The 25,198-nt window shown below is 71.7% G+C and carries 23 protein-coding genes and 6 tRNA genes; 12 read left to right on the top strand and 17 right to left on the bottom strand.

The genetic code is table 11. The features are described 5' to 3' along the window. Positions 1-9: 9 nt before the first annotated feature. The 4 genes from ACFU5K_RS12380 to pgsA all read right to left on the bottom strand — a co-directional run bounded on the left by ACFU5K_RS12380 (position 10) and on the right by pgsA (position 3,384). Positions 10-555 carry a hypothetical protein gene (locus ACFU5K_RS12380; RefSeq protein WP_384059689.1) on the bottom strand — a complete coding sequence of 182 codons (546 nt, stop codon included), beginning with the start codon at positions 553-555 and terminating at the stop codon, positions 10-12. Positions 556-620: 65 nt separating this feature from the next. Next, entirely contained in the window at positions 621-1,781 is a 1,161-nt protein-coding gene (locus ACFU5K_RS12375; RefSeq protein WP_384059687.1) for a glycosyltransferase family 4 protein, read from the bottom strand. Further along, the gene (locus tag ACFU5K_RS12370; RefSeq protein WP_384059685.1) at positions 1,778-2,680 is read right to left on the bottom strand and encodes a phosphatidylinositol mannoside acyltransferase; all 903 of its coding nucleotides are present in this window, start codon (positions 2,678-2,680) and stop codon (positions 1,778-1,780) included. The genes ACFU5K_RS12375 and ACFU5K_RS12370 overlap by 4 nt, the downstream gene beginning before the upstream one ends. 17 nt (positions 2,681-2,697) lie before the next feature. Continuing rightward, positions 2,698-3,384: a phosphatidylinositol phosphate synthase gene (gene pgsA / locus ACFU5K_RS12365; protein WP_384059727.1), complete on the bottom strand. Its 687-nt coding sequence runs from the start codon at positions 3,382-3,384 to the stop codon at positions 2,698-2,700. A gap of 269 nt (positions 3,385-3,653) precedes the next feature. Here pgsA and ACFU5K_RS12360 point away from each other — a divergent pair, with 269 nt between their 5' ends. Continuing rightward, a complete protein-coding gene (locus tag ACFU5K_RS12360) occupies positions 3,654-5,879 on the top strand; it encodes an elongation factor G-like protein EF-G2 (protein WP_384059683.1) in 2,226 nt (741 codons plus the stop codon). Between the two features lie 156 nt (positions 5,880-6,035). Further along, a complete protein-coding gene (locus ACFU5K_RS12355; protein ID WP_384059681.1) occupies positions 6,036-7,706 on the top strand; it encodes a hypothetical protein in 1,671 nt (556 codons plus the stop codon). A gap of 31 nt (positions 7,707-7,737) precedes the next feature. Here the strand turns inward: ACFU5K_RS12355 and ACFU5K_RS12350 are convergent, their stop codons facing one another. Then, a complete protein-coding gene (locus ACFU5K_RS12350) occupies positions 7,738-8,310 on the bottom strand; it encodes an HIT family protein (RefSeq protein WP_384059679.1) in 573 nt (190 codons plus the stop codon). 66 nt (positions 8,311-8,376) lie between these two features. Between ACFU5K_RS12350 and ACFU5K_RS12345 the strand changes: the two genes are divergently transcribed. Beyond that, positions 8,377-9,054: a potassium channel family protein gene (locus ACFU5K_RS12345; RefSeq protein WP_384059676.1), complete on the top strand. Its 678-nt coding sequence runs from the start codon at positions 8,377-8,379 to the stop codon at positions 9,052-9,054. Positions 9,055-9,085: 31 nt separating this feature from the next. Here ACFU5K_RS12345 and thrS read toward each other — a convergent pair whose 3' ends face one another. From thrS to ACFU5K_RS12330, 3 genes are all read right to left on the bottom strand, one after another. Next, complete coding sequence (thrS, locus tag ACFU5K_RS12340) at positions 9,086-11,062, bottom strand: threonine--tRNA ligase (protein WP_384059673.1); 1,977 nt, start codon at positions 11,060-11,062, stop codon at positions 9,086-9,088. Between the two features lie 98 nt (positions 11,063-11,160). Next, positions 11,161-12,453 (bottom strand): hypothetical protein, encoded by a 1,293-nt coding sequence (locus ACFU5K_RS12335; protein ID WP_384059670.1) that lies wholly within the window; start codon positions 12,451-12,453, stop codon positions 11,161-11,163. Beyond that, positions 12,453-13,052 (bottom strand): DUF4365 domain-containing protein, encoded by a 600-nt coding sequence (locus ACFU5K_RS12330; protein ID WP_384059667.1) that lies wholly within the window; start codon positions 13,050-13,052, stop codon positions 12,453-12,455. The genes ACFU5K_RS12335 and ACFU5K_RS12330 overlap by 1 nt, the downstream gene beginning before the upstream one ends. 194 nt (positions 13,053-13,246) lie before the next feature. On the opposite strand from ACFU5K_RS12330, the gene ACFU5K_RS12325 reads away from it, so the two are divergent. Next, the gene (locus tag ACFU5K_RS12325) at positions 13,247-13,972 is read left to right on the top strand and encodes a 3'-5' exonuclease (RefSeq protein ID WP_384059665.1); all 726 of its coding nucleotides are present in this window, start codon (positions 13,247-13,249) and stop codon (positions 13,970-13,972) included. A 60-nt stretch (positions 13,973-14,032) separates the two neighbouring features. Here ACFU5K_RS12325 and ACFU5K_RS12320 read toward each other — a convergent pair. Beyond that, positions 14,033-14,104, bottom strand: a tRNA-Val gene (locus ACFU5K_RS12320). 115 nt (positions 14,105-14,219) lie between these two features. Here ACFU5K_RS12320 and ACFU5K_RS12315 point away from each other — a divergent pair. Further along, positions 14,220-16,628: an SCO7613 C-terminal domain-containing membrane protein gene (locus ACFU5K_RS12315; protein ID WP_384059663.1), complete on the top strand. Its 2,409-nt coding sequence runs from the start codon at positions 14,220-14,222 to the stop codon at positions 16,626-16,628. A 130-nt stretch (positions 16,629-16,758) separates the two neighbouring features. On the opposite strand, the gene ACFU5K_RS12310 is transcribed toward ACFU5K_RS12315, so the two are convergent. Together ACFU5K_RS12310 and ACFU5K_RS12305 are read right to left on the bottom strand one after the other, a co-directional pair. Beyond that, positions 16,759-16,830, bottom strand: a tRNA-Val gene (locus tag ACFU5K_RS12310). 55 nt (positions 16,831-16,885) lie between these two features. Then, complete coding sequence (locus ACFU5K_RS12305; RefSeq protein ID WP_384059660.1) at positions 16,886-17,341, bottom strand: TIGR02611 family protein; 456 nt, start codon at positions 17,339-17,341, stop codon at positions 16,886-16,888. Between the two features lie 189 nt (positions 17,342-17,530). Here ACFU5K_RS12305 and ACFU5K_RS12300 point away from each other — a divergent pair, with 189 nt between their 5' ends. Together ACFU5K_RS12300 and ACFU5K_RS12295 are read left to right on the top strand one after the other, a co-directional pair. Then, a complete protein-coding gene (locus tag ACFU5K_RS12300; RefSeq protein WP_030589699.1) occupies positions 17,531-17,944 on the top strand; it encodes an SsgA family sporulation/cell division regulator in 414 nt (137 codons plus the stop codon). 464 nt (positions 17,945-18,408) lie between these two features. Beyond that, positions 18,409-18,966, top strand: coding sequence for a CGNR zinc finger domain-containing protein (locus tag ACFU5K_RS12295; RefSeq protein ID WP_384059657.1), 558 nt, complete (start codon positions 18,409-18,411; stop codon positions 18,964-18,966). A 117-nt stretch (positions 18,967-19,083) separates the two neighbouring features. Here ACFU5K_RS12295 and ACFU5K_RS12290 read toward each other — a convergent pair whose 3' ends face one another. From ACFU5K_RS12290 to ACFU5K_RS12280, 3 genes are all read right to left on the bottom strand, one after another. After that, positions 19,084-19,239, bottom strand: a complete 156-nt coding sequence (locus ACFU5K_RS12290; RefSeq protein ID WP_356535369.1) for a hypothetical protein — start codon at positions 19,237-19,239, stop codon at positions 19,084-19,086. Positions 19,240-19,399: 160 nt separating this feature from the next. Further along, positions 19,400-20,419, bottom strand: a complete 1,020-nt coding sequence (locus ACFU5K_RS12285) for a LacI family DNA-binding transcriptional regulator (protein WP_384059655.1) — start codon at positions 20,417-20,419, stop codon at positions 19,400-19,402. Positions 20,420-20,744: 325 nt separating this feature from the next. Further along, positions 20,745-21,200: a hypothetical protein gene (locus ACFU5K_RS12280; protein ID WP_384059652.1), complete on the bottom strand. Its 456-nt coding sequence runs from the start codon at positions 21,198-21,200 to the stop codon at positions 20,745-20,747. A gap of 154 nt (positions 21,201-21,354) precedes the next feature. On the opposite strand from ACFU5K_RS12280, the gene ACFU5K_RS12275 reads away from it, so the two are divergent. Then, positions 21,355-21,870, top strand: a complete 516-nt coding sequence (locus ACFU5K_RS12275; protein WP_384059650.1) for a DsbA family protein — start codon at positions 21,355-21,357, stop codon at positions 21,868-21,870. Positions 21,871-21,888: 18 nt separating this feature from the next. Here the strand turns inward: ACFU5K_RS12275 and ACFU5K_RS12270 are convergent, their stop codons facing one another. The 3 genes from ACFU5K_RS12270 to ACFU5K_RS12260 all read right to left on the bottom strand — a co-directional run bounded on the left by ACFU5K_RS12270 (position 21,889) and on the right by ACFU5K_RS12260 (position 24,690). Beyond that, a complete protein-coding gene (locus tag ACFU5K_RS12270) occupies positions 21,889-22,725 on the bottom strand; it encodes a GNAT family N-acetyltransferase (protein ID WP_384059647.1) in 837 nt (278 codons plus the stop codon). 94 nt (positions 22,726-22,819) lie between these two features. Beyond that, a complete protein-coding gene (locus ACFU5K_RS12265) occupies positions 22,820-23,641 on the bottom strand; it encodes an aminotransferase class IV (protein WP_384059644.1) in 822 nt (273 codons plus the stop codon). Then, positions 23,638-24,690, bottom strand: a complete 1,053-nt coding sequence (locus ACFU5K_RS12260) for a chorismate-binding protein (protein ID WP_384059641.1) — start codon at positions 24,688-24,690, stop codon at positions 23,638-23,640. Before ACFU5K_RS12260 ends, ACFU5K_RS12265 begins: the two co-directional genes overlap by 4 nt. A gap of 145 nt (positions 24,691-24,835) precedes the next feature. Here ACFU5K_RS12260 and ACFU5K_RS12255 point away from each other — a divergent pair. The 4 genes from ACFU5K_RS12255 to ACFU5K_RS12240 all read left to right on the top strand — a co-directional run bounded on the left by ACFU5K_RS12255 (position 24,836) and on the right by ACFU5K_RS12240 (position 25,184). Then, a tRNA-Gly gene (locus ACFU5K_RS12255) sits at positions 24,836-24,908 on the top strand. 37 nt (positions 24,909-24,945) lie between these two features. Next, positions 24,946-25,019: transfer RNA gene (locus ACFU5K_RS12250), tRNA-Cys, on the top strand. Between the two features lies 1 nt (position 25,020). Further along, positions 25,021-25,092: transfer RNA gene (locus ACFU5K_RS12245), tRNA-Val, on the top strand. Positions 25,093-25,112: 20 nt separating this feature from the next. Then, positions 25,113-25,184: transfer RNA gene (locus ACFU5K_RS12240), tRNA-Val, on the top strand. The last annotated feature ends 14 nt before the right edge of the window (positions 25,185-25,198 follow it).

The raw sequence follows: 25,198 nt of genomic DNA, 5'->3' as shown, positions 1-25,198 counted from the left end.
GTCCGCCCCTCAGCTTCCCGGGCGGTCCGCCAGAGCGACCGGCGGCTCGTCGTCCATCTCGAAGGCCAGCGGGAAGGGCGCGTGGCCGGCGAGCCTGAACAGTCTCACCGTCCGGTGCCTGCGCAGTGCGCGGGCGGCGCGCACGGAGTCGTTGTGGAACCTGCGCGCCATCGGTACCCGGCGCACGGCGGCGCCCAGTTCCCTCGCCGCGTCCTCGCCGCCCGGGAACTCCTTCACCGCCTCGACCTGCACGGACTCGCCGAACACGGCGCGCAGGGCGGTACTCAGCTCGCTCTCGGCGACCTCGCGCTGCTCCTCCGCCGCCTGCCGGGCCGCGTGCGCGGCCTCGTACAGCACGATGGACGCCGCGGGGTCCAGGACACCGGCCGTGGCCAGCTCCTGGGTGACCGAGGCGCGGCGCAGCAGCTGGGCGTCCAGCGCCGCGCGTGCCGCGTCGATGCGGGCGTGGAGCCGGTCGAGCCGCCCGGCGGTCCAGCTCAGGTAAAGGCCGATCGCGACGAGTGCGACGACGGTCCAGATGAGGATTTCGATCACAGGCGGCAAGGCTACCGTCGGCGGCGGCCGCTGGTTCCGGCCGGTACCCGCCTCACGACCTCGTCTCAGTCCCTGGCGAGACCGAACCGCGCACGCAGCCCCGAGCGCTCGTCGGTGTCCACCGCCGCGGAGCCGTCCGTGACCGTCTCGTACACGGACAGGATGTCCGCGCCCACCGTGGTCCAGTCGAAGCGGCGCACGTGCGCGCTGCCGCGCTCCCGGAGCCCGGCACGTCGTTCCGGGTCGCCGAGGAGCCGGATCGCCGCCGACGCCAGAGCGTCCGCGTCCTCGTTGGCGAACAGGTCGCCCGCGGCGCCCTGGTCGAGGACCTGGGCGAAGGCGTCGAGGTCGCTGGCCAGTACGGGCGCCCCCGCCGAGAGCGCCTCGACGAGGATGATGCCGAAGCTCTCGCCGCCGGTGTTCGGGGCGACGTAGACGTCGACACTGCGCAGCAGCCGTGCCTTGTCCTCGTCACTCACCATGCCGAGGAATTCGACGCGGCCGCGCAGCTCCTTCGGCAGCGAGGCGACGGCCTCCTCCTCGTCCCCGCGTCCGGCGACCAGCAGCCGGGTCTCCGGGCGGGCGGCGAGGATCGCCGGGAGTGCCTTCATGAGGACGGGCAGGCCCTTGCGGGGCTCGTCGATCCGCCCTATGAAGCCGAGCGTGCCGCCCTGCCACTCGGCCTTCGGCTCGGCTCCGGCGAAGAAGTCGACGTCGACGCCGTTGGGGATGACCACCGCGTCACCGCCGAGGTGCTCGACCAGGGTGCGCCGGGCGTACTCGCTCACCGCGATGCGGGCGCTGATCTTCTCCAGGGCCGGCTGCAGGATCGGATACGCCGCGATCATGGCGCGGGAGCGCGGGTTGGACGTGTGGAACGTGGCCACGATCGGTCCCCGCGCCGCCCAGCAGGTGAGCAGCCCCAGCGACGGCGAGGTGGGCTCGTGGATGTGGATGACGTCGAAGGTGCCCTCGTTCAGCCAGCGCCGGACCCGTGCGGCGGAGAGGAAGCCGAAGTTGAGCCGGGCGACCGAGCCGTTGTACGGGACGGGTACCGCCCGGCCCGCGGAGACGACGTACGGCGGCAGCGGGGTGTCGTCGTCGGCGGGGGCCAGCACCGAGACGTCGTGTCCGAGGCGGATCAGGTGCTCGGCGAGGTCCCGGATGTGGAACTGCACACCGCCCGGGACGTCCCAGGAGTACGGGCAGACGATGCCGATCTTCACGGCGTTTCCCCCTGGGGTCCCAGATCGGAGAGCCAGAGCCGCTGGAGCATGTGCCAGTCCTGCGGATGCTCGGCGATACCGGCGGCGAAGACGTCGGCCAGCGCCTGTGTCATGACGGACGTCTTCTCCGCGCGGGTACCCGACTCCGGTACGGCGACCGGCGGGTGCACACGTGCCCGCATCACCGGGGTGCCGTCGTACCAGAGGGTGACGGGAAGCAGCAGCGCGCCCGTCTGCTGGGCCAGCAGGGCGGGTCCGGCGGGCATGCGCGCGGTGTCGCCGAAGAAGTCGACCTCGACGCCGGATGCCGACAGGTCCCGGTCGGCGACCAGGCAGACCAGGCCGCCGGAGCGGAGCCGGCGCGCCAGGGTGCCGAAGGCGGCGCCGCCCTCGTGGGGGAGGACCTCCATGCCCAGCCCCTGGCGGTAGGCCACGAACCGGTCGTAGAGGGTCTCCGGCTTGAGCCGCTCGGCCACCGTCGTGAACGGCACCTTGAGGTCTGTGGTGACCCACGCCCCCGCCAGGTCCCAGTTCCCCAGGTGCGGCAGCGCGAGTACGACGCCCCGGCCCGCGTCCAGGGCCTCCGTCAGCCGGTGGGCATCGTGGACGTCGATGGACTCCTTGATCCGCTGCGGACTCCAGGTCGGCAGCCGGAAGGACTCCATCCAGTAGCGCATGTACGAGCGCATGCCGGCCTTCGAGAGCTCGGCGAGCCTGGCGGCGTCCGCGTCGGGAACCACCCTCGCGAGGTTCGACTCCAGGCGCAGGACGGACTTCCCGCGCCGTTCCCACACCTGGTCGGCCAGGGTCCGGAAGAGTGCGGTGGCGGCCGGTTCGGGAAGCTTCTTGACGGCGCCCCAGCCGAGACCGTAGAGCCCGTCGGTCAGTCGCTCCCTCATGTCGGATGCGGTGCCGGTCACTGCGCGGTCCCGCTCCCGGGTCCGGCGGGCCCGCCCTGGACGGCGGCCGCCGCGGCGTCCGCCTCGGCAGACTCCCTGCGCACTGTCACCACACGCTGGACCAGCGTCACCATGCTGCCCACGGCGACGGCCCACAGCGCGATCGGCAGCAGGATCTGGATCCCCGGGACCCCGAAGGCGTGCAGCCCGGCGAGGCCGGCCGCGACCAGCGAGATCACCAGCCGCTCGGCGCGCTCCACCAGACCGTTCACCGCGACCGGCAGCCCGATCGACTCGCCCCGGGCCTTCGTGTAGGAGACCACCTGACCGCTGGCCAGGCAGAAGATCGCGACCGCGCACATCACGTTGTCGTCACCGTCGCCCGCGTACCAGAGCGCGAACCCGGCGAAGATCGCCCCGTCCGCCACCCGGTCGAGCGTCGAGTCGAGGAACGCGCCCCACCGGCTGGAGATCCCGGCCTGGCGGGCCATGTTGCCGTCGACCAGGTCGGAGAAGACGAAGACCGTGATCACGATCGTGCCCCAGAAGAACTCCCCCATCGGGAAGAAGACCAGCGCACCTGCCATCACTCCGGCCGTGCCGACGAGTGTGACCGCGTCGGGGCTGACCCCGAGGCGGAGCAGCAGAGCGGCGAACGGTGTGAGGACACGCGTAAAAAATGCACGCGCGTACTTGTTCAGCATGGCCTTCCCGAGGTTCGGTGGGCACCGCATGGCCACTTCGGCCACCGGCCGCACCATCGTAGTCACCAGCCGTGCCGGTCAACGGCGGGGCACCCCGTCACGTCGGGTCTCCCGTATGTCCGGCCGCGCCGTACCCGACGGATGGACGGGGTCCGCCACGGGTGCGAAGCTCGAATGACCGCGGGCGTCGCCGAGACCGCCGCGTCGGCCTCCGGTCGTCCGCTCCCCAGTTCTCGCGGTATCGCGCCGCCGATCGGGAGGCACGCGTCATGGGCGACAGGACACACACGCACCCCGGAGCCGCCGGCAGGGCGACGGCGGCCGACCGGCCCGATTCCGTGCGGAACGTCGTGCTGGTCGGCCACAGCGGCTCGGGAAAGACCACCCTGGTCGAGGCACTCGCCCTGACGGCCGGAGCCGTCAACCGGGCCGGCCGGGTCGAGGACGGCGCCACCGTCTCCGACCACGACGAGATCGAGCGGCGCAGAGGGCGTTCCGTACAGCTCTCGCTGGTGCCGGTCGAGTGGGGCGGCTGTCGGGTCAATCTTCTGGACACCCCCGGCCACGCCGATTTCGTCGGGGAGCTGAGGGCCGGTCTGCGGGCGGCGGACGCGGCCCTCTTCGTGGTCTCGGCCGCCCAGGAGGCCGACGCCGTGCCAGGCACGACCCGCGCTGTCTGGGAGGAGTGCGCCGCGGTCGGGATGCCGAGGGCCGTCGTCATCACGCACCTGGACACCGCGCGAACCCCGTTCGACGAGATGACACGGGTCTGCGGCCGTGCCCTCGTGGGAGACGACCCCGACGCCGTACTCCCCCTGTACCTGCCGGTGCAGGGTCCCGAGGGCCCGGACGGGCACGCCCCGCTCACCGGGCTCACCGGGCTCCTCACCGGGCGGATCTTCGACTACTCCTCGGGGGAGCGGCGTGAGAGGCCGCCCGACGGCGACCGGCGGGCACCGCTCCTGCGGGCCCGCGACCGGCTCATCGAGGGGATCATCGCTGAGAGCGAGGACGAGACCCTGATGGACCGCTACCTGGGCGGCGGCGAGATCGGCACCGGGACGCTCGTCCGCGACCTGGAACGTGCCGTGGCGAGTGGGTCCTTCCACCCCGTGCTCGCCGCGGCGCCAGCCGCCCCGGGCGCCCGCCAGGGGATCGGCACGGTCGAGCTCCTGGATCTGATCACCGCCGGGTTCCCCGCGCCGTCGGAGCGCGTGATGCCCGCTGTAACCGGTCCGGACGGCACCGTCCGCCCCGCTCCTGTCTGCGATCCGGGGGCGCCTCTGGTCGCCGAGGTCGTGAAGACGGCTTCCGACCCCTACGTGGGCCGGGTCTCCCTCGTCCGCGTGTTCTCCGGCACCCTGCGCCCCGACGAGACCGTGCACGTGAGCGGGCACGGTCTCACCGGTCCCGCGGGCGGCTCGAGCCCCCACCACGAGGCCGACGTACGCGTCGGTGCCCTCACGGCTCCCTTCGGGAAGCAGCAGCGTCCCCTGGACAGCTGCGTCGCGGGAGACCTGGCCTGCGTGTCCAAGCTGACCGGGGCGGAGACCGGCGACACGCTCTCGGCCACCGGCGATCCGCTGCTGATGGAACCGTGGAGCATGCCCGATCCGCTGCTGCCGTTGGCGGTGCGGGCCCACGGCAAGGCCGACGAGGACAAGCTCTCGCAGGGCCTGGCCCGCCTCGTCGCCGAGGATCCCACCATGCGCCTGGAACGGAACCAGGACACCCACCAGGTGGTGCTGTGGTGCATGGGCGAGGCCCACACGGAGGTCGCGCTGGAACGCCTGCGCAGCAGGTACGGCGTACAGGTCGACGCGGAGCCCCACCGGGTCCCGCTCCGCGAGACGTTCGCCGCACGCGCCGGGGGGCGCGGACGGCACGTCAAGCAGTCGGGTGGCCACGGCCAGTACGCCGTCTGCGAGATCGAGGTGGAGCCACTGGCGCCGGGTACGGGGATCGTGTTCGTCGACAAGGTGGCCGGCGGTTCGGTGCCCCGGCAGTTCGTCGCCTCCGTGGAGAAGGGGGTGCGCGCCCAGGCCGCCCGCGGGGTCGCCGCCGGGCAGCCTCTGGTGGACGTGCGTGTCACCCTGCTCGACGGGAAGTCGCACTCGGTCGACTCCTCCGACGCCGCCTTCCAGGCCGCGGGCGCGTCGGCGTTGCGCGAAGCCGCTGCCGACGCCCGCGTCGAGCTCCTCGAACCCGTCGCGCGGATGGCCGTCATGGTCCCCGACGACTACGTGGGAGCGGTCATGGGCGACCTCTCGGGCAGGCGAGGCCGCGTCGTCGGCACCGAGCAGGCGACCGGGGGGCGCACCCTCGTGCGGGCCGAGGCGCCGGAGATCGAGATCGGCGGCTACACCGTCGATCTCCGCTCGCTGACGCACGGCACCGGCCGGTTCGACCGGGCGTACGCCCGGCACGAGCCCATGCCCCCACAACTCGCCGACCGCATCCGCGAAGCGCAGGAAAACGGTGCGAACGGGCACTAGCTGACTGGATACGACGCCTTCCCGCCGCCCTCCGTACCATCTGCGGGCGCCCGCCCCGTCCGGTCGATATGCTGTGATCCCAGCTCAGAAGGTGTGCGAAGGCCGGTAGTTGGGAACAGCCGCAGGAGCAGGCCGTGCGGGCGAGTGGGGGCGACAGTGGCCAACGACGGATTCGATTTCTCTCCTGGAGCGCAGATTCCGCTTCAGGGTTCGGGTGGGCAGGCGGTGGCGACCAACGCCCTCGCCTCCGCCGCGTACCGCGACAGCGATGTGAAGGAGATCCTCAAGGCCAACAGCGAGTGGCACAAGTCCGAGGTGAAGGCGGGCGAGTCCAAGCTGTTCAAGTCCGACTACTTCAAGCCTAATCTGGGCGAGGCGTTCTCCAGGGCCGTGCAGGAGCGCATGCTCGGCGGCGGCCGTGCGGCGCTCATCCAGTCCTTCGGCACCGACCCTCAGACCGTCGTAGAGCACTGCCTGTCGGCGACCCGGCTGCGAAAGGCGCGGGACACCAGGCTGACCATGATCACCGCGTTCTTCGGCATCGTCTTCCTGCCCGGTCTGCTGTTCTGGGTCCTCGCCTTCCGGCTGCGCGACTACCTCAACAAGTCCAAGGACACGTTCTTCAAGACCCTCGGCGGCATCCTGCTCGTCGTGTTCGGCGGCCTCGCGGCCGTCTTCCTGATCGCCATGCCGCTCACCGGGCTGCCGGCGCTCTATCTGCGTGCCTCGGCCGTCGCCCCGTTGATCGGCTGGCTGCTGGCCAAGCGGATCGCGGAGTCCTCAGTACGGGATCTGCGCGCCCGCTGGGGAGGGCTCCTCTCCGGTGCAGGCGTCAGCGCGAAGATCCCGGAGGCCGCACCCAAGAACCCCAACGAGACCGCACGCGAGGCCCTGCGGCAGGGGCTGGAGAAGCTGAGCGCCGAGCAGCAGTCGAACGCGATCTTCTACGCGGGCCCCAAGGGCATCCTCGGCATGGGCACCCGCTGGGGGAGCTGGCAGCTCGCCGAGGACCTCGCCCCCGAGGATCCCGCCAAGGAGATCCACCAGTTCCGCAGCTGGGACGTCGTACGCGCCATCCACGACCAGCTGAAGCTGCTGGAGCGCGGCCCGCTGAACACCGGCGGCTTCCCCACCCCGTCCGTCAAGCACTGGGTCGTCTCCCCCGTCGGCGAGAACGCGGACACCGTGTCCCGGCCCTCGGGCGAGGACGTCGCCACCTTCCAGGTCAAGCCCCACGAGATACAGCGGATCTGCAACCATCAGCAGTTCGGCAGCGGCGACCGCCACTACCTGGGCGTCCAGTTCACCCTGTGGGACGGCCAGCTCGTGATCACGATGCTGATCACCGTCACGGTGCTGCACGAGACCCTGCGGATCGAGGTCACGGGGCACGCCCTGGGCCCCGTCCACTCGCTCTTCCTCAGCAAGCCGGAGGCGCCGACCAAGACGGTCAAGAAGGCCGTCCGCTTCTGGGAGACCCGGAAGGTCGCGCTCCCGCTCGTCAAGGCGGACGAGGTGGTCAGGCTCGCCCTGCGCGCCCCGCTCACCTGGTATCCGCCGCTGCTCGACTACCTGGGCGGCAAGATCGTCCTGCCCGAGCCCTTCGGCCTGCGCCACGCATGGGCCGCGAAGCCGTGGGGCCACCGCTTCATGGCCGACGACGCCATGCGCGCGGCCACCCCCGTTCTGCGCGTCGTGCACTCCGCCGCGAAGCGGGTCCTGAAGGAACACGGCGTCGCGACCGAACGCTTCGACAACCGCTCCATGATCCTCAGCGGGATCGTCCAGGACGCCGCCCCGAAGAAGGCCGACGTCTACGACGCGTGAGCTCCTCAGGGGCGCCTGGCGACGGCGGTGCTCAGCCGGACGGGAGCTCGGCCGGCCACACGCCGGCCAGCATCGTCCGGGTGTCCCCGAGCAGCTGCGGCAGCACCTTGGTGTGCCCGACGACAGGCATGAAGTTGGTGTCCCCGCCCCAGCGGGGCACCACGTGCTGATGGAGGTGGGCGGCGATGCCCGCACCGGCGGCCTCGCCCTGGTTCATCCCGATGTTGAAGCCGTGCGCGCCCGAGGCCGCCCGCAGCGCGACCATCGCCCGCTTCGTGAAGTCGGCCAGCTCGGCCGTCTCCGCACCGTCCAGCTCCGTGTAGTCGGCGACGTGCCGGTACGGCACCACCATGAGGTGGCCGCCGTTGTAGGGGTAGAGATTGAGCACGGCGTACACCTTCTCGCCGCGGGCGACGACGAGCCCGTCCTCGTCCGACTTCGACGGGATCACGCAGAACGGACAGCCGTCCCCCGACCCTGGGCCGCTGGGCTTGTTCTCACCCTGGATGTAGGCCATCCGGTGGGGCGTCCACAGGCGCTGGAACGCGTCTGGCGTCCCCACTCCGATCTGGTGCTCCGGCTCACTCGTCATGCCGGTCAGCATATTGCGTCACTCCCGTCGAGCGTGTCGCCGGGGCCGCTCCCGCGCGCGGACCGCGATGCTGACGCCATGAGCGACCTCCCCACCGGCCCCGTACCCGACAGGCTCCGCAGATGGGAGCTGTACGCCGAGGTTCCGCTCCTCCTCGCGTCGCTCCTCTTTCTCGCCGGATACGCGCTCTTCGTCCTGACCGACCACGACGCGCGGCTCTGGCGCGACCTCGGCCTCACCCTCGTCTGCGCCACCTGGGCGCTCTTCGTCGTGGACTACGGCGTGAGGCTCCACCTCAGTGGCCTCGGCCCCCGCTTCGTGCCCACCCACGGGCTGGACACGGTGGTCCTGCTGCTTCCTCTGCTGCGCCCGCTGCGCGTGGTCCGGCTCTACACAGCGGTGCAGACCCGCCGGGACCGGCCCCGGCTCAGCCTCTACGCCCGGGTGATGGCGTATGCGGGTGTCACGGCGGTGCTGCTCGGTTTCTCGGCCGCGCTGGCCGTGTACCAGCAGGAGCGCGGCGCGCCCGGCACCTCGATCCGCACGTTCGGGGACTCGGCGTGGTGGGCGTGCACCACGCTGACGACGGTGGGGTACGGGGACGCCGTCCCGGTCACACCTGTGGGCCGGATCATCGCCGCGGGCCTCATGGCGTGCGGGCTGGCGCTGCTGGGCGCGGTGACGGGGTCGTTCTCGTCGTGGCTGCTTCAGGTTTTCAGGCGGGAGGACGAGAAGGAGCCCCCGGGGGACGTCTAGCGTTCCCAGGGGGCCCCTGTCACGGCGCGGATCAGACCTGGACGCGGTCCTCTACGGCCTTCGCGATCTTCGCGATGGCCTCGTCGACCGGGATGCCGTTCTCCTGCGAACCGTCGCGGTAGCGGAAGGAGACGGCGCCGTTGGCCATGTCCTCGTCGCCCGCGATGATCATGAAGGGCACCTTGGCCTTCTGCTGGTTGCGGATCTTCTTCTGCATGCGGTCGGACGAGGAGTCCACGTCGACCCGCAGCCCCTGCTTGCGCGCCTTGGCGGCGAACTCCTGGAGGTAGGGGATGTGGGCGTCGCCGATCGGGATGCCGACAGCCTGGACCGGGGCGAGCCAGACCGGGAAGGCACCGGCGTAGTGCTCGAGCAGCACCGCGAAGAAGCGCTCGATGGAACCGAACAGCGCACGGTGGATCATGACCGGACGCTGCTTGGTGCCATCCGGGCCGGTGTACTCCAGGTCGAAGCGCTCCGGCAGGTTGAAGTCGAGCTGCACGGTCGACATCTGCCAGGTCCGGCCGATGGCGTCCTTGCACTGCACCGAGATCTTCGGGCCGTAGAACGCGGCGCCGCCCGGGTCCGGGACCAGCGGGAGGCCCTGCTTCTCGGCGACCTGCCGCAGGGTCTCGGTGGCCTCCGCCCAGGTCTCGTCCGAGCCGACGTACTTCTCCGGGTCCTTGGTGGAGAGCTCCAGGTAGAAGTCCGTCAGGCCGTAGTCGCGCAGGAGGTTCAGGACGAAGGTGAGCGTCCGGTCCAGCTCCTCGGCCATCTGCTCGCGGGTGCAGTAGATGTGCGCGTCGTCCTGGGTGAAGCCGCGCGAGCGGGTCAGCCCGTGGACGACACCCGACTTCTCGTAGCGGTACACCGTGCCGAACTCGAAGAGGCGCAGCGGGAGCTCACGGTACGAGCGGCCGCGCGCGTCGAAGATCAGGTTGTGCATCGGGCAGTTCATCGGCTTGAGGTAGTAGTCCACCCCGTCGTCGAGCTGCATGGGCGGGTACATGCCGTCGGCGTACCAGTCCAGGTGGCCGGACTTCTCGAAGAGCTTGCCCTTGGTCGCGTGGGGGCTGTAGACGAACTCGTAGCCCTCCTCCTCGTGGCGCCGCCGCGAGTAGTCCTCCATGGCCCGGCGGATCACGCCGCCCTTGGGGTGGAAGACGGCGAGGCCGGGACCGATCTCGTCGGGGAAGGAGAAGAGGTCCAGCTCGTTGCCGAGCTTGCGGTGGTCGCGCTTTGCGGCCTCCTCCAGGAACTCCAGGTGCGCCTTGAGCTCGTCCTTGGTAGGCCAGGCAGTGCCGTAGATGCGCTGGAGCATGGGGTTCTTCTCGCTGCCGCGCCAGTACGCCGCGGCGTTGCGCATCAGCTTGAACGCGGGGATGAACCGGGTGGTGGGCAGGTGAGGACCACGGCACAGGTCCTTCCAGCACAGCTCGCCGGTCTTCGCGTCGATGTTGTCGTAGATGGTCAGCTCGGCGCCGCCCACCTCGACGTCCGCGCCGTCGTCGGAGGACGCGGAGCCCTTGATGCCGATGAGCTCCAGCTTGTAGGGCTCGTCCGCGAGCTCCTCGCGGGCGGCCTCGTCGCTGACGACCCGGCGGGAGAAACGCTGCCCCCGCTTCTGGATCTCCTGCATCTTCTTCTCGATGGCCTTGAGGTCCTCGGGCGTGAACGGCTTCTCGACGTCGAAGTCGTAGTAGAAGCCGTCCTTGACCGGCGGGCCGATGCCCAGCTTGGCCTCGGGGTGCAGCTCCTGCACGGCCTGCGCCATCACGTGTGCGGTGGAGTGCCGCAGGATGTCGAGGCCGTCCTCGGAGGAGATCTCGACGGGCTCGATGACCTCGCCGTCCTTGAGCTCGTACGCCAGGTCCCGGAGCTCGCCGTCGACCCGTGCGGCGACGACGGTGCGCTGCCCGGGGAAGAGTTCGGCGGCCGTCGTGCCCGTCGTCACCACGTGCTCTTCCCGCTCGGAATCGCGTTGGATGATCACACGGACGTCTGACACCGGTCTCTCCTGACTGAGGGGGTGCGTCGCTTTCCTCTGCGCGCGCAAGAGCGATCGTACCGAGCCGGGGGCCCTCGGCGCGAAAGGGATACCCGGCTCTACCCCTCGTCCCCCGAGCAGGCTTCCTCGAAGAAGTCGACGTTCTCGTGGAGCGACTTCATCAGCCGGTCCCGCTCCGCTTCGTCCACCTGCACCGGCGCGACCTGCGAGGCGCCCGTAAGACGGCGGAATCCGCCCCGGTTCTCCAGTCTGCCCTCCACCCGCAGCGGCAGTCCGACCAGATGGGCGTGGCCCGCGATCCGGTAGGCCTCCTCGTCGAGTTCGATCCGTACGTGCGCGACCTCGGCCCCCGCCAGCACCCGCAGGCGCACGACACCGGGCCCGCGCGGTCCCGAGCGCCGCAGCCGGACGACGGCTCCGGTGATCCGCACGGGAACGGCGGGCTCGTCGCGGAGGTAGCGGACCCCCGCCAGGCGGAGCGCGGGGAGGTCGCCCGGTGAGAACTCGACGGGCCCGGGGCTCGCGGGGCAGCCCTCCGGGGTTCCGGCGGCGGGGGCCCAGGCCAGGGTGATCCCGGCGCCTTCGGCTCCTCTGACCAACGCCACGACCGCCTCGGTCAGCTCACGGCTGACCCCGGCGGCCACGGCCGCGTCGAAGGCCTCCATCCCGCCGGTGGCCCGCTGGTAGTCGACCGCCTCCCGGGTGGCGTGCAGTGCCGCGTACAGCTGGACGGCGACGTCCCGTCCTCCCGCCACTGGCACGAACGCGGTGAGGCCGCGGCCTCCGGGGGCGGGACCGACGAGGGTGCCGTCGAGCGCTGCCCGCGCCTTCCTGCGGTGGCGTGCGCCGTGGTAGCCGGCCCTGCCGCGCACGGCGAGCGCCCCGGCGAGCAGTATCTGCCATGCCGCCGTGCGCAGTTGGTCCGCGCCGGTCCAGTCGGCGGCGCCCGCGGTCCCTTCGGGCACCTCACGCCACCAGCGGATCTCGTCGCTGGGCACGGTGAGCGCGACCAGGATGTCCCGGGCCGACGGGTCGGCGCTGCGGCTGAGGGCGGTGAGTGCTTCGGCGAGCAGGTCCTCGCTGTCGGGGAAACCGGTGGTGTCCGGGACGAGAAGGCTCGTGCCGGAGGCCGCCGGGCCGGGCGGGGTCCACCGGCCGTAGCGTCCCTGAGCGCCTCCGCGCCGCTGCCATCCGTGCCGCAGCAGGAGGGTGCCCAGGACCGCGGGGTCGACACGTGCGGGGTCCGGCCCCTGCCCGGGGTCCGGGTCGGCGTACGGCCGTTGGCCGGGCTCGTCGGTGCGGGTGCGGGTGTCCGGGTCGTCGGCGTACGGGTGGGCTCGTGTGCCCGCCGGGGGTGCTCCTCCGGTGGGCTCGTCCATCGACCGGTGCATCAGGGTCTCCCTCCCGCCCCGACCCGGGCCATGATCTCGCAGAGTGCGCGGTCGTCGAAGATCCGCGTGGTCGGGATGCGCACAGTGGTCCGGTGCCGGCCCGTCACCGGGTGGCCGGCCAGATTCGTCCAGTAGCAGCAGTGGCGCAGGTCGAGCCGTTCGTGCCCGGCCCGCAGCCAGTCGTCCTGGCTGCGGGGGACGAGCATCACGACCAGGATCTTGTGCACCGACACGGGCGTGCGCGCCAGTTTCACCAGGTGCGCGTTGTCCAGGGTGAAGGAGAAGGCGGCGCCCGGCGGGTGCGGGGGGATCTGGTAGGTGCACTTCAGCTGCACCTTGACGGTCACTTCGTCGTCGACGGTGTGGTCGGGCGCGCCGTGGCTGACGTGCCAGTCGATGCCGTTGTCGGGGAAGGGCTGCGAGAGCGAGCAGCCCGCCGCGGCGGCCACGGCGTGGAGGTAACCCACCTGGAGGGTCTCCATGCAGGCGGTGGTGGCGAGTGTGCCGCGCAGCGGTGGTGCGTTCCGTTGCGGCGGTGGTTTACCCCCGTGGTCCTCGGTGCGGGCGGGACTCCCTGGGTTCGGCTGCGCGAGCGCCATGGCTCCGTGCCTTCCGGGCTGTGCCGACCGGTTGCCCGGTCTCCGCTGGCGGGCTGGTCAACTTCCTTTCCCGTCACTTGTGTTGTCACCGCAGGAGAGGCCCCGTAAACGGCGTATCAGGCATAGGGCGCGGGTATCACCGAATCGGGCGGAGGAATCCCGCCATCTGCCAAGCCGGTGCGAGGAGTTCGGGGATGATGCATTGGTTCGAGGGGCCGCTGGCGGCTTTTGACACCGAGACGACAGGCGTGGACGTCGAGGAGGACCGGATCGTCTCGGCCTCCCTGGTCGTCCAGGACACGGCCGGCGGGCGGCTGCGCGTCACCCGCTGGCTGGTCAATCCGGGGATCCCGGTGCCGCCCGGCGCCACCGAGATCCACGGGCTGACCGACGACCATCTGCAGCGCAACGGCCGGTGGCCCGCACCGGTGGTCGAGGAGATAGCCCGGTCCCTGGCCGAGCAGTGCGCGACGGGCCGGCCGCTGGTCGTGATGAACGCGCCGTTCGATCTGACGCTGCTGGACCGGGAACTGAGACGCCACCGCGCCTCCTCGCTGGCCGGCTATCTGGGCAACGCGCCCCTGTGCGTGCTGGATCCGCGGGTTCTGGACAAGCATCTGGACCGCTACCGCAAGGGCCGCCGCACCTTGACGGACCTGTGCGAGCTGTACGGGGTGACGCTCGACGGGGCGCACGACGCGGCCGCCGACGCTGCGGCGTCGCTGGAGCTGGTGCGGGCGGTGGGGCGGCGGTTCTCGACCCGGCTGGAGCGGCTGTCGGCGGCCGAGGTCCACTCGCTGCAGGCGGTGTGGCACGCGGCGCAGGCGCGGGGTCTGCAGGCGTGGTTCGAGAAGAGCGGCACACCCGAGACGGTGGACCCGGCGTGGCCGCTGCGTCCGGCGCTGCCGGCCGCTGCCTGATACGGGCCGGGTACGCGAAAGCCGGTCCGTCGGTGACGCTGACGGACCGGCTCTTCCCGGTGGGCGATACTGGTTTCGAACCAGTGACCTCTTCGGTGTGAACGAAGCGCTCTCCCACTGAGCTAATCGCCCGGGAACGGGTTGAACCATACAGGGCCGGGCGCCCCTGGTTCAAACTCCTACTCAGTGGCGGATCTGAGTATCCGAGCCCATGTGCGCGCCTGTGGCCGCCACCACACTTCACCGCATGACACATGTGCCGCCACCCGCCGAGGAATTGGCCCTCCTCGATCATGAACTGGCCCGGCTGGACGCTCGCCGGCTGCAGCTGCTGAACCGTCGCGCCTGGCTGGTGAACGTGCTGCGCACGCCGGCCGGCCCCGCGCCGTTCCCGGCAGCTGCCGTCCGGCCCGCCCCCGGGCCGTCCGGCCCGCCCGCCGCGCCCGCGCACGGCGCGCAGAACGTCCTGCTGGTCCTGGGTGGCCTGCTGCTGACCGTCGCGGCGATCGCTTTCACCCTGTTCAGCTGGGGCGAGATGGGTATCGCCGGCCGTTCGGCCGTGCTGGCGGCGGTGACCGCGGGCACCCTGGTGGCGCCCGCGCTGCTGATGGGCCGACGGCTGCCCGCGACGGCGGAGTCGGTGGCCGCGCTGGCTCTGGTGCTGACGGTGCTGGACGCGTTCGCCCTGCACGCGGTGGCGGCGCCGGACACGGACGGGCTCGCGTTCGCCGCGGTCGCGTCCGCGGTGCTGGCCGCGGCGTGGACGGCGTACGGGCTGCTGCTCGGCCGCCTCCGGGTGCCGCTCCCCTCGGCCGTGGTGGCCGGGCAGTTGCCACTGGTGCTGACCGCGTGGGCGGCGGGGGCGTCCGCGGCGGGCTTCGGCTGGGCGCTCGCGGCGACGGCCGCGGCGGACGTCGCGGTGGCCCTGTGGGGCCGGGGTACGGCGGTGCGGATCACGGCGTGCGCCGGCGCGTGGCTCACGGGGCTGACCGCCCTGGCGCTGGGCCTGGGGCTGTCCGTGACGTCCGCCGGTCCGGTGGGTGCCTCGGGCGCGGGTGCGCTGCTGCTGGCCGGTGCGGCGGTCGCGCTCCTGGGGGCATGGCGCGCGCCGAAGGGTACGGCCGTGCTCGCGGGCGCTGTCGCAGGTCTCGCGGTGGTGGCCGCGGTCGGCGGTGTGCTACGTACGCCGCTGCCGTGGGACTGGGCCGTCGCCGCGTACCTGGTGTGCGGTGCGGCGCTGACGGTGGCACTGCGGCTCCCGGCTCCCAGGCCGGTGATCCGGGGCCTCCTGGGGGCGTCGGCCGCGGTCGTGGCGGGTGCGGTGCTGTGGGCGGCCCCCGCGGTCGCCGCGGCGGTCCTGGGTCCGCTGTCCGTGCTCTCGGACATCTGGTCCGGGGCGCCGGAGGGTTTCCGGGACGCGCTCGGGCCCTCGACGCCCTGGCCCTGGTCGGGTGCCGCCCCCGTGGTCCTCGCCATGGCCGCAGCACTGGCGGCCGTGCTGCACGTCAGGTGGCCGAGGGTGTTCCCCGAGGGCGGTCGGCGCGCGGCGGCAGGGGCGTCGGCATCGGTCCTGGGCTGGGGAGCGGCCCTGGCGCTGCTCGCGGTGGCGGACGCGCCGTACGCGGTGGCCGTGGCCGTCGAGCTGCTGCTGACCGCGTCGCTGCTGGCCCTGGCGGCAGGGCGCCGGACCGGCGTCCTCGCGGTGACCTGGCTCGTGTGCGCTCTGGTGGGGGCCGCGAGCGCGGGTCTGCTGGCGCTCGCCGCAGAGCCCGCCACCTATGCGGTGTACGGGAGCCTGACGGTGCTGTTCGCCGCAGGCGCGGCCCGGTCCCGGTCAGCCGCCGTGCAGTCTCTGCTCGCCTGCGGTTCGGTACTGAGCGCGATCGCGGTGGCCGCCGCCGCGGGGGCCTCGCTGGGATGGACCGCCCCGCACACGGCCCTGCTCCTGCTGGTGGTGACGGCGGTGACGGTGTTCCTCGGGGGAAGGCTGCGGCAGCCGGCGACTGCGTTGTCCGTGGAACTCGCCGGGGCCTTCGGCGCGGTGCCGGCCGTGGGACTCGCGCTGACGGACCCGCCGGTCCTGGCACTGGTCCTCGGGTTGTGCGGGGTGCTGGCCTCGGCGACGGCACTGCGGCCCGAACGCCGGCCGGTGGCGGGCTACGCGGCGGCGGCGCTGTTCGTGGCCGCCGCTTGGGTGCGGCTGGCGGCGTCCGGGGTGTCGGACCCGGAGGCGTACACCCTGCCCGTGTCGGTGGCGGCGTTCGTCGTGGGTCACCGGCGCCGGCGCGGGGATCCCGCGGCTTCGTCCTGGGTGGCCTACGGCCCCGCCCTGTCGATGACGATGGTGCCCAGTCTCGTCGTGGCCTGGGCCGATCCGCACTGGCTGCGCCCCCTGCTGCTGGGGATCGGCGCGCTCGTCGTGACGCTCGTGGGCGCTCGCGGGCGGCTGCGGGCGCCCCTGGTGCTGGGCGGTTCGGTGCTGGCCCTGGACGGGCTGCACGAGCTGGCGCCGCACGTGGTGCAGGTCTTCGACGCGCTTCCCCGCTGGGCACCCCCGGCGCTCGCCGGACTGCTGCTGCTCGCCGTGGGTGCGACGTACGAGCAGCGTCTGCGCGACGCGCGCCGGGTCAGGGAGAGCTTCGGCCGGATGCGGTGAGCGGCGGGGCCGCGTGGTGGCGGGGAGCACTGCGGGCTCCCCGTCCCTCCGGCGGGCACGGCCGCCGGGGATACACGAAAACACCGATGGCCCGGAAGCTCCTGAGAGCTTCCGGGCCATCGGACCGGGGTGGGCGATACTGGGTTCGAACCAGTGACCTCTTCGGTGTGAACGAAGCGCTCTCCCACTGAGCTAATCGCCCCGGCGCACCGCAAACATTACCCCATGTCAGCGGTGTCTCCGGACCACTACGGGGGTCACTGCTCGATCTTCCACGGCATCACGACGCCGAACTTCCAGAGGTAGATCCCGACCAGTACAACGATGATCACGAGCCCCACCGTGGTCAGGATGATGTTGCGTCGGCGCACCTCGGGATCGAGCGCCCGCTGGGCGGCCTCGGTGACCTTGCGCCTGGTCCATCGCAGCACCAGCTGCGCCCACACGAACTCGGTCGCCCAGATCGCCATGCCGCCGAAGATCACAAGCCATCCGGGCCCTGGCAGCGGCAGCATCACGATGCCCGCCCCGACCACGGCGAGGCCGACGACGAAGATTCCCGCCTGCCAGCTCACGTGCAGCACCTTCGAGGCCCGGATGAACCCGGGCGCCCGCGACCCCAGCTCCCGCCCCGCCTTCTGCTCGTCCCCCGCAGTGGACCGGGCGGTCACCGTCGCGGTGCCCACGTTCCGCTCGTCACTCTCCGCGTTCATGGGGATCAACCTACCGGACCGCTTCCGTCACTGGAATGGACGCATGACCCAAAGTTACACACCGCTGTACGAGCGACCCGAAGCAACACAAATAGGTCAGAGGGGTTTACAACGCCACCGTAGGTGGCATGTCGATTTCGCCGACGTGCGAATCCCCGAGCGCACACTGAGCGAAAGGCCCTGGCGCTTATGAACACCACGGTCAGCTGCGAGCTGCACCTGCGCCTCGTTGTGTCGAGCGAGTCCTCACTGCCTGTACCAGCGGGCCTGCGGTATGCCACGGCCGATCCCTATGCCGTGCACGCCACCTTCCACACCGGAGCGGAGGAGACGGTCGAGTGGGTTTTCGCCCGTGACCTCCTTGCCGAGGGGCTGCACCGGCCCACCGGCACCGGAGACGTCCGCGTCTGGCCATCTCGTAGTCACGGTCAAGGCGTCGTCTGCATCGCACTGAGCTCCCCGGAGGGCGAAGCCCTGCTGGAAGCCCCGGCGAGGGCCCTGGAGTCGTTCCTGAAGAGGACCGACGCCGCGGTTCCGCCCGGCACCGAGCATCGTCACTTCGACCTCGATACGGAGCTCTCACACATCCTGGCCGAGAGCTGAGCCAGGCCGAGAACTGCGGGACGCCGTCCGACTCGGGGCGACGGCGTCGCGCGGACAACCGCATAGGCCTCACACCGGCGCCGTCGCCGCGGAACCCACCGCGGCGGCGGCGCCGGTGCGCTGCGGCCCCGGGGTACGCCTCCGGGGCCGCCGGCGGGAGGCCGCGAGGGGCGCCCGCCGGACAGCGTGGGTACTCACAACCGCCCGCCCCCTCGGCCGGGCGCCGGGCCCGGCCGATCGCCACCTCGCTCGCACCATCCGCCCCGTGGACACCTGCGGGGTCACGAGGGACCGCTTCCAGGGCCACCAGGAGGCACGGAGGGAGCCGACGGCGCCGCACGCGGCAAAAAAGGGGAGCCACCCCTCCCGCGTAAGCCCGCACCCGGCCCTGAGCCCTTCCTGTGAGCCAGTAGAGTCAGCCCGCATCGGCGTGCGCCCGTCCGCCGGAGGCCAGGGAGCGAAGCGTGCTGATCCCACACGACACCCGGATCGCCCTCGAAACAGTGGTCGATCTGGTGAACACCGCGCCGGAGGCCGGAGGCGACGACGGACTCGCCGACCTCCCCGCCCTCTACGGTTTCGCGGAGCGGCACCGGCTCAGCGGCGTCGGGACCCTCGGCGACAAGGACCTGCGGGCCGTTCAGGACGTGCGGAGCAGGTTCGCGGAGATATTCGCGGCGCCGGACGCCCGCACCGCGGCGGAGCTCGTCAACGGCCTGGTGGCCGCCGCGGGCACGACGCCCCAGCTCACGAACCACGACGGCTACGACTGGCATGTCCACTACTTCGCGCCGGACGCGTCGGTGTCGGACCATCTCGCGGCCGACTGCGGCATGGCGCTGGCCTTCATCGTCGTCGCGGGCGAGCGGGAACGGCTGCGCCGCTGCGAGGCGCCGGACTGCCGGGACGCCTTCGTCGACCTCTCGCGCAACCGCTCCCGCCGCTACTGCTCGAGCCGCACCTGCGGCAACCGGCTCCACGTCGCCGCCTACCGGGCCCGCCGCCGGGAAGCGGCGGGCTGAGCGCCCTCGCACGCACCACACGCTCCGGGACGATTCGGACCGGAGGGCCGAGGCCGCTGCGAAGACGGGCGCCCTGCCGCCCCGGACCGAGAGCCGGGGCAGTTGCCGTTCGGCCGCTCACAGCAGTAAGAGGTCGTGCAGGGCAGCCATGAGCAACAGGCCGCCGACCACCGTGAGGAAGATCATCAGGGGCGGCTGGGAAAGCGCGAAGAGGCATCCACGCGGTTCTTCGGCACTGGGTGCGGGGGCTTCGCCCCGGGACGTATCCACCATCTCGCAGCGATCATGACGCAGTGCGGCACCACATGCGTCAACAGGGCCTTTCGCAGGGGAAGTTCGCCCACTCCCGGATGAACGGGGTTCGCTCCCCAGTCCGAAACCCCGTCAGGCATTCGCACCCCGCACCCGCACCCCGCCCCCACCGCGCCCACGGTCAGCGCGGAGCGGCACTGGAAGCGCGGACCACGAGTTCGGGCTGGAGCACCACGCTGCGGTGCCGGTGGCTTCCGTCGCCGTCGTCCGCCTCCTCCAGGAGGAGTTCGGCCGCCACCCTCCCCATCACCACGGCGGGCTGCCGGACCGAGGTGAGCGGCACGGCGGCGGCGGCGGCGAACTCGATGTCGTCGTATCCGACGATGGCAACGTCCTGCGGCACCCGCACCCCGGCGGCGTACAGCGCCTGCAGGACGCCGAGTGCCAGCAGGTCGTTGGCGCAGAACACCGCGGTCGGCCGCGGCACCAGGCCGAGCAGTCTCGCCCCGGCGTCGCGTCCGGCCGCCACGTCGAGGCGGTCGGAGGGGATCTCGACGAGGGCCTCGGGGCCGAGTCCGGCCTCCGCGAGAGCGGCGATAGCGCCCTCGCGGCGGTCCCTGATCTGGTGCAGGTCGCCCGGCCCGCTCACGTATGCGACGGACCGGTGACCGGCCGAGACGAGGTGCCCGACCGCGAGCATGCCCCCACGCACGTCGTCCACGGAGACGGCACAGGTGTCGTTCGACGACGCCACACGGTCGACCAGGACATGAGGAATCCGGTGGCGGGCGAAGGCCTCGAGATTGCCGCCGGTGGCGTCGGCCGGGGTGACCAGCACCCCGCACACCCGCTGTTCGGCGAAGAGGCCGAGATACTCGGCCTCCTCCTCCGGACTCTGGCCGCTGTTGCACACCATCACGCCCAGGCCGGCGTCCCGCGCCGCGCGCTCGGCGCCCCGGGCGATGTCGACGAAGAACGGGTTGCCCATGTCCAGCACCAGGAGCGCCATGATGCGGCTGCGGCCGGCCCTGAGCTGCCTGGCCGACTCGCTGCGCACGTAGCCGAGCTCCTCGATGGCCGCGAGCACCCGTGCGCGGGTGTCGGGCAGCACCGCCTCGGGACGGTTGATCACGTTGGAAACCGTGCCGACCGAGACTCCGGCCTGCCGGGCTACGTCCTTGATCCCTGCCACACGCCCCACTTGCCCTGCCCCACTGATGCGTATCGCCGGCGCACGTCGGCGCCCTTTCCTGGTGTGCCGTCTTCCCGGTGCCCGTACGGACGTCCGACGGGTCCGCCCGCGTTGACGCACCCGCGGCAACCGTCGGATTGAATTGTTTCAATTCCGCTCGGGACGCTAACCGCATCCCGGAACACCGTCAAGATCGGCTGGATGCGGCAACGAGCATCACGACACAGACCGAATATACCGACGCAGGAACCCGCACCGGCGTCCGACGTCGACATGAATCGATTCATACCCCCGGCACGCCCTGGGCGCGCCCCCGGACGCCCCGGCGAGGCTGTCAGAGGCCGTGCTTCTTCAGGATCGCCTCGATGTCACTGAAGTCGTCGCCGGAGCCCTGCTTCGGCTTCTTGGCGCTCTCCCGCCCCGGTGCGGCGGACTCTCCCGTACCGGACGTCAACGAGGGCGAGGACGCCGCCGGGGCGACCGCGCCATCCGTCGACGCGCCCCGCGCGGCCTTGCGTTCCTTGCGGGTCCGGCCGCCCCTGCGCTCCACGGCTCGCGTGATCATGAAGAGCAGCCAGGCAAGCGCCAGCAGGCCGAAGCCGAGCCAGACCGTCGGCTTGAAGACGATGTCCGACAGCCAGTCGATGACCCCTGTCAACACCAGAGCCACGGGCACCAGGGAGTACGCGGCGATCCGCGTGGCCGTGAGGAACCTCTTCCGGTACGCCGTGATCGCGGCGATGCCGAGGCCGGCCGCCGACACCGCGGAACAGATGGTCTCGGCAAGCATCGTGGCCTCCAGCCGTAGGGAAACGTCCCTTCCATCCTGCACCGACCCCGGGTGGCGGGGCCACGACCCGGGGCCACATCGGGGACATTTCAGGGCTGCGCTCCTCCTCAGGTCCCGATTGGGAAGCTCCGCCCAGGCCTGGAAGACTGCGCGCATGAGCGATTCCCCCTTCGCAGCACCCGTCGTCCTCGACGTCTGGTGCGAGCTCGAATGCCCCGACTGCCATCGGGCCCTCGCCGACATCCACGCCCTGCGCGCCCGCTACGGCGACCGGATGGCAATCCGCCTGCGCCACTTCCCGCTGGAGAAGCACAAGCACGCGTACGCGGCGGCACAGGCCGCCGAGGAGGCCGTCGCGCAGGGCAAGGGGTGGCCGTACGTCGAGGCGGTGCTTGCCAGGACCGCCTCCCTCGCCGCAGCGGGGGAGCCTCTGCTGCTCGAGGTCGCGGACGAACTCGGCCTGGACGCCGAGGAGTTCGATACCGCTCTGATCGACGGCCGTCACCTGCTGATCGTCGACGCGGACCAGGCCGAGGGCAAGGCCATCGGTGTCACCGGGACCCCGACCTATGTGATCGGCGACGAGCGGCTCGACGGCGGCAGGAGTCAGGAGGGGCTGCGCGAGCGGATCGAGGAGATCGCCGACCGTCTGCTCGCCGCCCAGGACTGACCCAGGGGCCGACACCCGTCAGAGGACCTTGGCCAGGTTGTAGCGGGTCGTCTCGTACCCCAGCGACTCGTACAGCCGCAGAGCGGGCGTGTTCGAGGCGAAGACGTGCAGGCCGAGGCTGCCGAGGCCCGCGTCGAGGGTGATGTCCTCCGCGAGGTGCATCAGCGCCCTGCCGTGACCGCTCCCCCGGTGGGCCTCGCGCACCTCGACGTCGAAGACGTACCCGATGTCGTCGCCCTCCGCCTGCCGGTGCCGGGCGACCCAGACGTGGCCGACGGTCTCCTGGTCCCGCACGAGGACGTGGATGTACATGTCCGGGGTGGCGAGCCCGTCCGGGAGGAGCCTGGCATGGTCGGATTCCGATTTGTGGCGGGCCTGCTCCTCCGTCACCCCGCGCTCCACCCAGCTTCGCGCGTACGACTCGACCTGGCTGGAAACCCACACCGCGAATTCGGGTCCCGTCATGGGGCGGCCGGTGACTCCCTCCGGCAGCGCGGGGGCCGTCCGGCGGAGGGGCTTCAGCATGTTCCGGCTGCGCTCGGTGTAGCCGAGCACGGCCGCCAGGCCCAGGGCGGCGGCGTTGTCGGCGGGGGCCACCAGGCGGACCCGGGTGCACCCCCAGCCGCGCAGGACCTCCTCGGCGGCGAGCGCGGCGATCGTGCCGCGGCCCCGCCTCCGGTCGGCCTCGTCGATGCGCAGCGAGTGGATGACGCCCGCCGAGGTCCCGAACTCCGGGTCGGTGGCGATGCCGACGGCGCCGACGGGCCGCCCGTTGTCGCACACGTCGTACGTGCGCGCCTGAGCGCCGTCGGCGCCTTGCTCGATCGGCCCGGCGGGCCGGAGGGTCGTGGTCATCAGGGTTTTCTATCCTCTGGGCGGCGGTCCGTCACCCCGTTTACGGGTCCGGATCCGAGGATCCCTCGCTCCCTGCCCGGTCCCAGCGGTCCGTTCACGGGTCGAGGTCGTCCGCGGCGCGCTCGTCGAAGATCCGCATCGCCTTGGAGGTCACCGGCCCCGGAGCCCCCGGCAGTTCGCGCCCGTCGATCCGGTGCACCGCCTGGATGTCACGCAGGGTGGAGGTCAGGAAGATCTCGTCGGCACGTTCCAGCACGTCGAGGGGGAGGTCGGTCTCGCGGGCGCCGGCCCACTCCACGACCAGGGCCCTGGTGATCCCGGCCAGACAGCCCGAAGCCACGGGAGGCGTGTGGATGCGGCCGTCGAGGACGACGAAGACGTTGGATCCGGTGCCCTCGCAGAGCCGTCCCACCGTGTTGGCGAACAGTGCCTCCGAGGCACCCTGGCCGTGAGCGCGCGCGAGTGCGACGACGTTCTCGGCATACGAGGTGGTCTTCAGACCGGTCACGGCGCCGCGCTCGTTGCGCGTCCAGGGGACGGTCACCGCCGCGGTGCTGTCGGGGCGCCGCGTTGCCTCCCCCATCGCCACGACCAGTGTGGGGCCGGCGTCCCCGCGGTCGGAACCGAGCGGGGAGAGGCCGCCGGTGTACGTGATCCGCAGCCGGCCGAGCTCCATGGGGTTGCCCTCGACGACGGCGTCCACCGCGCGGCGGACCTCGTCGTGGTCCGGCTCGTCCAGCCCCAGACCGCCGGCCGAGCGGCTCAGCCGGTCGAGGTGCCGGGTGAGGGCGAAGGGGCGGCCCGCGGCCACCCGGACCGTCTCGAAGACGCCGTCGCCCACGGTCAGACCGTGATCGAGCACGGACAGCCGGGCGTCATCGGCGTCCTTCAGCACGCCGTCGACCCAAATCCTCATGACGCGGTCCTTCCTGTCTCCTCGTAGGCGCCCGACGCTACAGCGAGCAGCCGTGACGCCTTGAGTTCGGTCTCCGCCCACTCGCGCCGCGGGTCGGACCCCCAGGTGATGCCGGCCCCGGTACCGAACCGGAGCAGGGGTTCCGGGCCGGTGCGGTCGATCCAGAAGGTACGTATGCCGACGGCGAGTCCCGCGGTGCCCCGGTCCGCGTCCACCCAGCCGAGGGCTCCGCAGTACGGGCCGCGGGGTGACGTCTCCAGTTCCTCGATGATCCGCATGGCGCTGGACTTGGGCGCACCCGTGACGGACCCAGGCGGAAACGCCGCGCCGAGCAGTTCCGGCCATCCCGCACCGTCGGCCAGTCGCCCCCGCACCGTGGACACGAGGTGGACGAGCCCCGGGTGCTTCTCGACCACGCACAGGTCCGGGACCTCGACGCTGCCCGTCGCGCAGACCCGTCCGAGATCATTTCGGACCAGGTCCACGATCATCACGTTCTCCGCGTGGTCCTTCTCGAGCAGGTCGCCCTCGGTGCGCCCGGTGCCCTTGATCGGGCCGGAGCCGACGGTCCGGCCGTCGCGTGAGAGGAAGAGTTCGGGCGACGCGGTGGCTATCTCCACGCCGTGCCCGGGCAGCCGGATCGTTCCGGCGTACGGCGCCGGGTTGCCCCGGGCGAGCAGCGCCGTGAGGGCGTCGACGTCCGCCCGCGGGTCGGGCAGCGGGGCGGAGAGGACCCGGCACAGATTGACCTGGTAGACCTCGCCGGCCGCGATGTGTTCACGGATCCGCCGTACGCCGGCCATGTAGGCGTGCTCGTCGAGCGAGGACGTCCAGTCCGCCGGTGCCGGGCCTCGCCACGCTCCGGGCACCGGCAGCGGGACCTCCTCCGACCTCACATCGTCGAAGCGGGCGCAGACGAGACGACCCTCGAAATCGGCACATACGGCCCAGAAACCGGATGACTCAAGGGCCGCGGGATCGCTGGTGACATCCCGCAGACCGGAGGCGACAAGGCCACCGAAGCGGGCCAGGGGGGTGAGCTCGGGCACGCGTCCGAGTCTAGGGCGGCGCGCGGTGACCTGCGGCGGGGCGGCGGCGGCTCAGCACGCTGCGCAAACGCGTTTTTGTGCTGGCCCGGGAATCCGCTAGAGTTCAACACGTCGCCGGGACGCGCAAGCGGGCCTGGAAAGACAAGCGGACGTAGCTCAGTTGGTAGAGCGCAACCTTGCCAAGGTTGAGGTCGCCAGTTCGAACCTGGTCGTCCGCTCGCAGAAGGTGGGGGATCTTCCCGAACCCTCACCCCTGGTGGAGTGGCCGAGAGGCGAGGCAACGGCCTGCAAAGCCGTCTACACGGGTTCAAATCCCGTCTCCACCTCCAAGGACGATTAGCTCAGCGGGAGAGCACTTCCCTGACACGGAAGGGGTCACTGGTTCAATCCCAGTATCGTCCACCGGTCCGCAAGGATCCCCCGCGCGATTAGCTCAGCGGGAGAGCGCTTCCCTGACACGGAAGAGGTCACTGGTTCAATCCCAGTATCGCGCACGCAGTACACGCAG

The sequence above is a fragment of the Streptomyces sp. NPDC057428 genome (assembly GCF_042803195.1).
Taxonomy (GTDB): domain Bacteria; phylum Actinomycetota; class Actinomycetes; order Streptomycetales; family Streptomycetaceae; genus Streptomyces.
This window is presented reverse-complemented; position numbering and strand designations above follow the sequence as displayed.

Coding starts and splice junctions, on each gene's coding strand:
- ACFU5K_RS12370 (WP_384059685.1), bottom strand. CDS start 2,680: ATGAGGGAGCGACTGACCGACGGGCTCTACGGTCTCGGCTGGGGCGCC.
- pgsA (WP_384059727.1), bottom strand. CDS start 3,384: ATGCTGAACAAGTACGCGCGTGCATTTTTTACGCGTGTCCTCACACCG.
- ACFU5K_RS12360 (WP_384059683.1), top strand. CDS start 3,654: ATGGGCGACAGGACACACACGCACCCCGGAGCCGCCGGCAGGGCGACG.
- ACFU5K_RS12350 (WP_384059679.1), bottom strand. CDS start 8,310: ATGCTGACCGGCATGACGAGTGAGCCGGAGCACCAGATCGGAGTGGGG.
- ACFU5K_RS12345 (WP_384059676.1), top strand. CDS start 8,377: ATGAGCGACCTCCCCACCGGCCCCGTACCCGACAGGCTCCGCAGATGG.
- ACFU5K_RS12335 (WP_384059670.1), bottom strand. CDS start 12,453: ATGCACCGGTCGATGGACGAGCCCACCGGAGGAGCACCCCCGGCGGGC.
- ACFU5K_RS12330 (WP_384059667.1), bottom strand. CDS start 13,052: ATGGCGCTCGCGCAGCCGAACCCAGGGAGTCCCGCCCGCACCGAGGAC.
- ACFU5K_RS12325 (WP_384059665.1), top strand. CDS start 13,247: ATGATGCATTGGTTCGAGGGGCCGCTGGCGGCTTTTGACACCGAGACG.
- ACFU5K_RS12315 (WP_384059663.1), top strand. CDS start 14,220: ATGACACATGTGCCGCCACCCGCCGAGGAATTGGCCCTCCTCGATCAT.
- ACFU5K_RS12305 (WP_384059660.1), bottom strand. CDS start 17,341: ATGAACGCGGAGAGTGACGAGCGGAACGTGGGCACCGCGACGGTGACC.
- ACFU5K_RS12300 (WP_030589699.1), top strand. CDS start 17,531: ATGAACACCACGGTCAGCTGCGAGCTGCACCTGCGCCTCGTTGTGTCG.
- ACFU5K_RS12290 (WP_356535369.1), bottom strand. CDS start 19,239: ATGGTGGATACGTCCCGGGGCGAAGCCCCCGCACCCAGTGCCGAAGAA.
- ACFU5K_RS12280 (WP_384059652.1), bottom strand. CDS start 21,200: ATGCTTGCCGAGACCATCTGTTCCGCGGTGTCGGCGGCCGGCCTCGGC.
- ACFU5K_RS12275 (WP_384059650.1), top strand. CDS start 21,355: ATGAGCGATTCCCCCTTCGCAGCACCCGTCGTCCTCGACGTCTGGTGC.
- ACFU5K_RS12270 (WP_384059647.1), bottom strand. CDS start 22,725: ATGACCACGACCCTCCGGCCCGCCGGGCCGATCGAGCAAGGCGCCGAC.
- ACFU5K_RS12265 (WP_384059644.1), bottom strand. CDS start 23,641: ATGAGGATTTGGGTCGACGGCGTGCTGAAGGACGCCGATGACGCCCGG.